The sequence below is a fragment of the Microbacterium sp. H6 genome (genome assembly GCF_003314775.1).
In the GTDB taxonomy this organism is placed as follows: Bacteria; Actinomycetota; Actinomycetes; order Actinomycetales; family Microbacteriaceae; genus Microbacterium; species Microbacterium oxydans.
This window is the reverse complement of the sequence record NZ_QOAY01000087.1, coordinates 1-1,601: the sequence shown is the minus strand read 5'-3', so window position 1 is coordinate 1,601 and position 1,601 is coordinate 1. Positions and strand designations below refer to the sequence as shown.

The following is a 1,601-nucleotide window of genomic DNA, read 5'->3' as shown; positions in this document are numbered from 1 at the left end:
TGTTCGGCGGCGAGCCAGTGCGATCGTTCACGCCCGCCGTGCGCAAGCGGCTCGGGCGCATCCTGTCCGTCGTCTTCCAGGACCCGGCGACCGCGCTGAACGCCCGGATGACGGTGCGCGATGCGCTCCTCGATCCGCTGCAGGTGCACCGCCTCGGCAGCGCGGCGACCCGGAGTCGCAAGGTGCGCGACCTGGTGGGTCTCGTCGGGCTGCCGCCCTCGGCCCTGGACGCGCTGCCCAGCCAGCTCTCCGGGGGGCAGCGCCAACGTGTCGCCATCGCCAGGGCGCTCGTGCTCGACCCGCAGGTGATCGTCGCCGACGAGCCCACCTCGGCGCTCGACGTCTCGGTGCGGGCGCAGATCCTGAACCTGCTGACCGACCTGAAGGAGCAGCTCGGCCTCGGCATGGTCTTCATCTCCCACGACATCCAGACCGTCCGCTACCTCTCCGACGAGATCGCCGTGATGAACAAGGGGCGGGTCGTCGAGTTCGGCGACGCGGCCCGTGTGTTCGACGCTCCCTCCGACGACTACACCAGAACGCTGCTGGGCGCTGCGCCCTCGCTGCTCGAATCCCACCACTGAAACGACCGGAACACACATGTCTGCTGCCCCCTCCGCCCCCGTCTTCGCGGGCGTCGTCCCGCCCGTCGCCACCCCGTTGCTCGAGGACGGCTCGATCGACCACGCCTCGCTCTCCCGTCTCGTCGACCGTCTCGTCGACGAAGGTGTCTCCGGACTCTTCGCCCTCGGCTCCACGGGCGAGACCGCGTACTTCACCGACGACCAGCGCGTGGAGCTGCTCCGCACGATCGTCGCGGCGAATGCCGGCCGGGTGCCGATCATCGCCGGCGCGATCGAGCTCACGGCTCCCCGCATCATCGAGACCGCCCGCCGTCTGGTCGACGCCGGCGCGCAGGCGATCGTCACGACGGCTCCGCTGTACACGCTGAACTCCGCCGCCGAGGTCGCCGACCACTTCCGCACCATCGCCGCGGCCATCGACGCCCCGCTGTGGGCCTACGACGTCCCGGTCCGCGTGCACTCCAAGCTCGGCATCGATCTGCTCGTGCAGCTCGGCAGCGAGGGCGTGATCCAGGGCGTGAAGGACTCCTCGGGCGACGATGTCTCGTTCCGGCGTCTGATCGCGGCGAACCGGGCGGCGGGGAGTCCGCTGCAGCTGCTCACCGGTCACGAGGTCGTCGTCGACGCCATGGCGCTCGCGGGTGCCGACGGCGTGGTCCCCGGACTCGCGAATGTGGAGGCCGCGGGATACGTGCGGCTGTGGGAGGCGGCCAAGAGCGGCGACTGGGTGATCGCCCGGGCCGAACAGGAACGCATCAACCGTCTGTTCGACATCGTGTTCCAGCCGCAGGGGCTGTCGGGGGATGCGACCGGTGTCGGCGCGTTCAAGGCCGCCATGCACGCCCGCGGCATCATCGATCACGCCACCATGGCTCGCACCGTGCAGGCGCTCGACGACGATGCGGTCTCCAGGATCCGCGACATCCTCGACGAGCTGCACCTGCTCCCTGTCGCCGTCGCCTGATGGGCGAGGTCGTCCTCGCCGTCGACATCGGCGGCACCAAGACGGCCGCAGCG

2 protein-coding genes are annotated in these 1,601 nt (G+C 70.5%); both read left to right on the top strand.

The genetic code is table 11. The annotated features are described in order from the left end of the window. Positions 1-584 (top strand): ABC transporter ATP-binding protein (locus DSP71_RS06020; protein ID WP_258546287.1); only part of this gene is annotated, 584 nt, incomplete at its 5' end. A 16-nt stretch (positions 585-600) separates the two neighbouring features. Beyond that, complete coding sequence (locus DSP71_RS06015; RefSeq protein ID WP_113680633.1) at positions 601-1,548, top strand: dihydrodipicolinate synthase family protein; 948 nt, start codon at positions 601-603, stop codon at positions 1,546-1,548. Positions 1,549-1,601 lie beyond the last annotated feature (53 nt).

Coding starts and splice junctions, on each gene's coding strand:
- DSP71_RS06015 (WP_113680633.1), top strand. CDS start 601: ATGTCTGCTGCCCCCTCCGCCCCCGTCTTCGCGGGCGTCGTCCCGCCC.